This is a genomic window from Collinsella sp. CLA-ER-H2 (genome assembly GCF_040092405.1).
Lineage (GTDB): Bacteria > Actinomycetota > Coriobacteriia > Coriobacteriales > Coriobacteriaceae > Collinsella.
Map to the genome: position 1 here is coordinate 1 of NZ_JBBNLO010000052.1, position 6,015 is coordinate 6,015.

The 6,015-nt window shown below is 51.4% G+C and carries 5 protein-coding genes and 1 tRNA gene; all 6 read left to right on the plus strand.

Going from position 1 to position 6,015, the window contains the following annotated elements; all coding sequences use genetic code 11:
• The first annotated feature begins 448 nt into the window (after nucleotides 1–448).
• Nucleotides 449–1,744, plus strand: a complete 1,296-nt coding sequence (locus AAAX59_RS09515; RefSeq protein WP_349071579.1) for an AAA family ATPase — start codon at nucleotides 449–451, stop codon at nucleotides 1,742–1,744.
• Nucleotides 1,737–2,414, plus strand: coding sequence for an RloB family protein (locus AAAX59_RS09520; protein WP_349071580.1), 678 nt, complete (start codon nucleotides 1,737–1,739; stop codon nucleotides 2,412–2,414). The genes AAAX59_RS09515 and AAAX59_RS09520 overlap by 8 nt, the downstream gene beginning before the upstream one ends.
• A gap of 242 nt (nucleotides 2,415–2,656) precedes the next feature.
• Nucleotides 2,657–3,172 (plus strand): Fic family protein, encoded by a 516-nt coding sequence (locus AAAX59_RS09525; protein ID WP_349071581.1) that lies wholly within the window; start codon nucleotides 2,657–2,659, stop codon nucleotides 3,170–3,172.
• A gap of 45 nt (nucleotides 3,173–3,217) precedes the next feature.
• The gene (locus AAAX59_RS09530; protein ID WP_349071582.1) at nucleotides 3,218–4,006 is read left to right on the plus strand and encodes a DUF3825 domain-containing protein; all 789 of its coding nucleotides are present in this window, start codon (nucleotides 3,218–3,220) and stop codon (nucleotides 4,004–4,006) included.
• Between the two features lie 138 nt (nucleotides 4,007–4,144).
• Nucleotides 4,145–4,219, plus strand: a tRNA-Val gene (locus AAAX59_RS09535).
• 378 nt (nucleotides 4,220–4,597) lie between these two features.
• Complete coding sequence (locus AAAX59_RS09540) at nucleotides 4,598–5,755, plus strand: hypothetical protein (RefSeq protein WP_349071583.1); 1,158 nt, start codon at nucleotides 4,598–4,600, stop codon at nucleotides 5,753–5,755.
• The last annotated feature ends 260 nt before the right edge of the window (nucleotides 5,756–6,015 follow it).

Here is a 6,015-nt window from a genome sequence, read left to right on the forward strand (position 1 = left end):
CCATATTCTTCTTGAGGGTGATGACCAGATCCTCGGCGTTCATACCTGCTCCAATGCCGTGGTTGCTGGTTTCATTATACCACGGTGGCATCACCTATATGTCAATTCTGGTCTAACAGAGCCAATAGAAAAGCATCAGTACTGAACGAGTTGAGTAAACTTGGCATTACCGAAGCTTCGCTCTTTCCCGACAGCATTGAGAAGAGATGCGCCGGCATAGTGAGTGAGATTAAGAGACACCGTCACTGAAGATTGCTCTTAATATCAGCGTAGAGAATTATGCTTCAGGCATTATGTCATACGTACTTATAAGGTTCATTGCCTAAAATCTCAATTTAAAACCGATATTTGTTCAAAGCTAACAAATATCGGTTTTAAAACTATATAATTGTTCTTGTTATTTAAGGTTGTGTGTGAAAATTCGATTTATTTGAGAAGGATTCTAAAGATGATCCTCAATTTTTCATTTAAGAACTTTCAGAGCTTTCGAGATGCTCAACAGTTCTCGTTTGAACCGATTTCGAGCAAAAAAGAACTTGGGCCCGTGCGAGTGGCTGCGGTTTACGGCGCAAACGCGTCGGGCAAATCAAATTTCCTAAATGCTCTTTACTTTGTCTCTTACTTTGTTCGTACAGGTTATGCGACAGGCGATGCGAATTCTCAAATACCCATCGTCCCCTTTTTACTTGACTCAGAGTCGCGATCAAATGACACAGAATTCTCGATAGATTTTATCGCCAGCAATTTGAAGTATGAGTTTTCATTTGGTGTAAACAAAAATGAGGTTACTTATGAGAATCTCACCGTGTATCGATCAAAACAGCCGTCCCTCCTCTATGACCGCTCTTCGATAAACGGGAAACAGTCAATTAAATTTGGTAGCACCTTTACAGGCGCCAAAAAACAACTTTGGGATATCACGCGCAATAATTCTCTGTTCTTATCTGCCGCAGCGGCGGCTGGTAGTGATGTAATTCAACCCGCATTCTCAGCTCTTTCCAATGACATCAATCTCTATGATGCAACGCATTATCTTGCAGAGCTCGCTACCATAAAAAAGCTGTTTATCAACGATGACGCTCGAGCTCAGATGCTATCTCAGCTCATTAAATATGCTGACATTGGAATTGACGGCATGGATGTCCGTCAATCGGAAGGCGTCATGGGTTTAAAAGACTCACTCATTGGACTCGATGAGATTTCGGAAGAGGCACGTAATAAAATTGCAGAAGACTTTAAATGGTCGTTCGCTTATGACCTGTTCTTCCACCATAAAGGCTCGGGAGATGGCTTTTGGCTGGACTCCGCCCATGAATCGGAGGGCACAAAAGCTGCGCTGGCGTTTTTCTCGGTAGCCTTACGTTCTTTAAGCAGTGGGGCCACAACAGTAATTGACGAGCTTGATTCGAGCCTTCATCCTACGCTCCTGCGCGACTTCGTCTCACTGTTCGCCGATCCCGACACAAATCCAAAGGGCGCGCAGCTAATCTTCTCGACCCATGATGTCACCTTGATGACGCGAACCAGCCCTATGGAAGAGGTGCTTGAACGTGACCAGGTCTGGTTTGTGGAAAAGGACTCTGAAGGTGCTTCGCAATTAATTGCTGCGATGGAGTATTCGCCTCGTGCAAATGAGAATCTGGGGCGCAATTACTTAAACGGTGTCTATGTGCCGCTGCCCAACCCAAGTTTTCATCAACTTGTGGCCCGACTCATGAAGGAAGGCGCTGACATAAATGGCTAAGGCTGAAAGGAGAGGGCTTGCTCGCGGCCGCAAAAAGCAAACAAGAGCCAAAAGAAAGCGCCATCTAATTGTGTCCAATGGCAAGGTGACCGAAACCGAATACTTTAACTTCCTTATTAATGAAATGGACGTTCGCGGAAGCGTGCGGTATCGGCATATTGACGGAGACCCTTTGAAGGTCGCCAAGCAGCTTTCGCGAGAGCTCGATTCAGATAAAAAGGCCGTTAAAGCAGGCGAAATCGAAGCATTGAGTTCCGCATGGATCGTAGTCGATTCAGATGAGTTCAGAAACCTAGCCGCAGCAGAACGAGAAGCAAAGACAAAAGGAGTTAGGCTCGCGATCTCCAACCCATGCTTTGAAGTATGGCTTATCGATCATGTCTCACCATGCCCGGAAACTTTTGCATCGACGCCACAATGTGAGAAAAGAGCGCGCGACCTTGGCGTTCTAAAATCTACTGACCCCAACAGGTCCTCCGCGTCAAAGTTCAAGTCGGTAAATCTCGAAATGATTGATGGCAACAAGGGCCAGGCTTTGACCAATGCCGCAAAGCACAATACGGATAATAAACGTCGTGCAAGAGAAACGAATCCGGACAACGTTGCCGCCTATCAAGTATGGACAGACTTGCCTAATCTTGTAGATGACGTATTTGGATCGGGTAACTAGTGTGATTCATCCCGCGTTAGGGGCAGGCTTTTAACTCAAAAAGTTGTAAACGAGGTAGCAATGCTTTGGAGCTATGTTCAACTAGATGACGGTACTGGTCGAGCTGCACAAGAAGATCATTCAATAGCGGACGAGGCAAATTCAACATTACCGATTTCGCTCAACGACTCTATGTCAATCGACCATGCAGTTGAGTTAACCATTACAGGCATGCCCAACGCGCTCAGGCTCTTGGAGAACTCATGATGGCGGCTACGCGGCGGAGCGCTCGTCCGTTCGCGCCTCTCGTGCTCGATGATGCCAGTTCGCTCGAAGCCATAGCCGGCGCCGTCATGCGCCTTCACAGTGCGCTGCTAACAATCGGACGCTGCTATACGACCGTTGCCGCGGACGACAGGGCTACGCTCGAGCTAGGACGCATCGAGTCCGTGCTTGCGGGCGCGTTCTGCACGATATTCGGCCAATCGCCAGCCGATCGTTTCACGGACATCTTTGACCAGGTCGCCTACGTGGCCGAGCACATGGTCAAGGACCACATCTTCGAAGACGGCAACAAACGCACCAGCCTTATCTTTGCGTTGTCCGTCCTAAGGTTCGCCGGCACTCCGGTCGTGCTGTCCGACAGCCCCGAACCCAAAGACAACCAGTACTACGCCTGGATCCAGGACCTCGTTGCCAGACGCCGCACGCTCGACGATCTAGCCAACGAGCTGAGGTGCCATTGCATCGTGAGCTCCGACGACGCTTCGCACGTATAAAATCAAAGCGTCCCACACGCCGGTTTTCAATTGATTGGACGCCACATGGAGATCCCCAACACCCTGTGCAGCAATGTATACGACTTTGCGTTTTGCCCCGAGCCCTGCTACGACCGCCTAGTCGACCTCGCCGATCCCGAGGACTGGGGTCCCGGCAACCGCATTCTCAAAAACTACCTGTCGTTTTCGTTTAGCCGCGCAGTATTTTTGACCGAGCGCGACGTGGACCAGACCGCGCCGTCCAACCTGCCGCTGGTGTTCGACAATGACCGCTGCCTGTTCAATACCGGCCTGTACACGCGTCGCTACGAGACCATCTACGGCCTGTTTGAGCCCAACACCAAGCCCGACGCGCGCCAGCGCTGGTTTTTGAAGGGCTTCTTTAAGGAGAGCGACCCCATGCTGGTCTCGTTTGAGTACCTGCCGTGCCGCGTGCGCTTTGCCGAGGACCCCTCCGAGCTGGTCTTTGACTACCGACTGCCCATCCGCTCCAACATCGACCACATTCTGGGCGACGAGGAGAACCTTACGCGCATCCCCGCCAGCCTGATGGGGGAGGACAATTCGCTGCTGCTGCGCCGCGCTTTTGAGGGCGCCGTCGTCGAGGCCGCCCGCCGCGCCGCCGCAAACTACACGCTCGCTGTGCCGCAGTTCTACGGCGGCCGGATCCAGCTGCTCTTGCCGCTGTGCCTGACCGGCGACAAGCCCGAGCTGGCGCTGACCATCCAGCGCGAGGACGGTTTCTACGCCGCGCGCACCTGCCTCACGCTCGACATGGCCTACAACAACGCGCGACTCATCTGCCGCCCTGAGACTTCGTGGATCAAGCGATAAAGGGCTGTTGAACTGCGGTTTTGTTGGCTGAGTGGGTTGAAACAGTGCGGTTTGCTCCCACGAATTTAAAATCGGGGACAAAAAGTTCTTGGAAAACCTCGCGCGGCTATGTTAGTATCTCTTTTGCCGAAAGGCGACGGGCGATTGGCTCAGGGGTAGAGCATATCCTTCACACGGATGGGGTCACAAGTTCGAATCTTGTATCGCCCACCATCAAAACAACAGGTCAGAGGTGTTAAGCCTCTGGCCTTTTTCTTTTTGACACCAAGGGTGATTCCAAAACGAATCGTAGTCGTATAAGGCGTCATTTTTTTCGCACCCTTTTTGCTGACGCCATTGCATGTTTTGTATAAAACTCATGCGTATTTTCGTTGAATTCCCCATGTGATCCGCGCGCAAATGTGGAGACAGGGACCACATGCCCAAAGCTCCTTCCAGCGGTTTTCTATCACACGACGGTTTTTCGGCGGAACTCGGCATGCTTTTGTCAGCATTTGGTTTGCTTCCCGTACTTACCCGCATGATGCCCCGGTAGATAATCGGCCATGCCCGCAATCCGCACGGCCTACAGTCGAAACCAGGGGAGGCCACATGGACGAAATCGTCTGCGCAAACACCGCATTCCGCTACTGGCGCTGCCCACCGCAGGTGCATGACCTCTACCCGCGCCTACCCAGCTCCGATGACGGCTGGCGGACCCTATCCCAAGCCCCTTTCGTAACCGATGTCCTCAAGACCCCGGTTATCGCTGTTGCTTCGCCAGGTTGTTGTAATCACCACTCGGGATTGCGCTCCACTATTCGCTGGGAAGGGGCTTCGGATACCGGCACAACAACCGACACTCATTTAGGCTTTAGCGTCACCAATCCGCTTAACACGTTATTTACTATGACACGCTTTGTGTCCCAAATAGATCTCGCACTGGCTATGTACGAACTTTGCGGCTGGTTTTCTGTTTTCGAGCCGACCCCCGCTGTCGAAATGCAGTTAAAAATCGCGTTAAAGGAGAATCGCAATTCCAGCACGCAGGATCTGTTCGAACTTGGAGAAGGCGAAGACGAGATTCCTTGGAAACGAGTTTATGCCCGCACAACCGTAAAGGTCCCAGCAAATGAAGGTCAAACGAACAATCGCGAGGATGGAAGAGAGGTTACGAAACTCAAAGGTACTTCGCTTTGGATGAGAAAGCCACTCATCGAACTGAGCGACTTGCATCGATTCGCCGAAAAGGTCAAAAGTCAAATGTGGGGAAAGCAGTTTTATGATGCCACTCAGCAGGTTATCGGCATTGCTGCGTCTCCACTCGAGGTCGCTGGGGTCCTGCTTCTAAGTCGTTCTCGACGTCTAGGTGGTGCAGGATTCAGATACGTGTACCTCAACGATTTAACCCCTCTATCCGTGGCAGCCCAAAGCATCGCAGGTCAAAAGGTTTGCTACGGCGACATCGTGATTGTAAACCCAATCCTAATGAAGGCAGTAATTATCGAGATCCAAGGCGAAGTCATCCATGGCTCAGGTGCAATACTTGACCACGATGCGGAACGCATGACTGCGTTGCAGAGCATGGGATTCGATGTATTCCTGGTGACTCACGATATGCTCAACGATTCAAAGCAGCTAGACACCATAGTCAGAAGTGTCTGCGACCGTTTAGGGATTCGCTATAAAGTCAAAACTGAAGCAATGAAATCCGCCGAGACGCGACTGCGAGCAAATGTTTTGTGCAACTGGTTGGAAATCGGAAATTAGCCGGCGACAAGGCGCTAGAACAACCTAGCTTGCCTGCTAGTGAATTGATGCCATTTCAAAACTATGCCGGATTACGGGGCTGGACCCGGACCGGCCGTCCATACCCTGCATTTCACGGAATGCGCAAGCCGTCTACCTGCACTGATAATTGTTCTCGGGGGAAGCGGGCACTGCGGGGCGCGGCAACGGCGCGCGATTTCCGCGTCGCAGCGCTACCCTGATGCTGAATGCCGGGACGATGACCCACTGACCTGCTGACG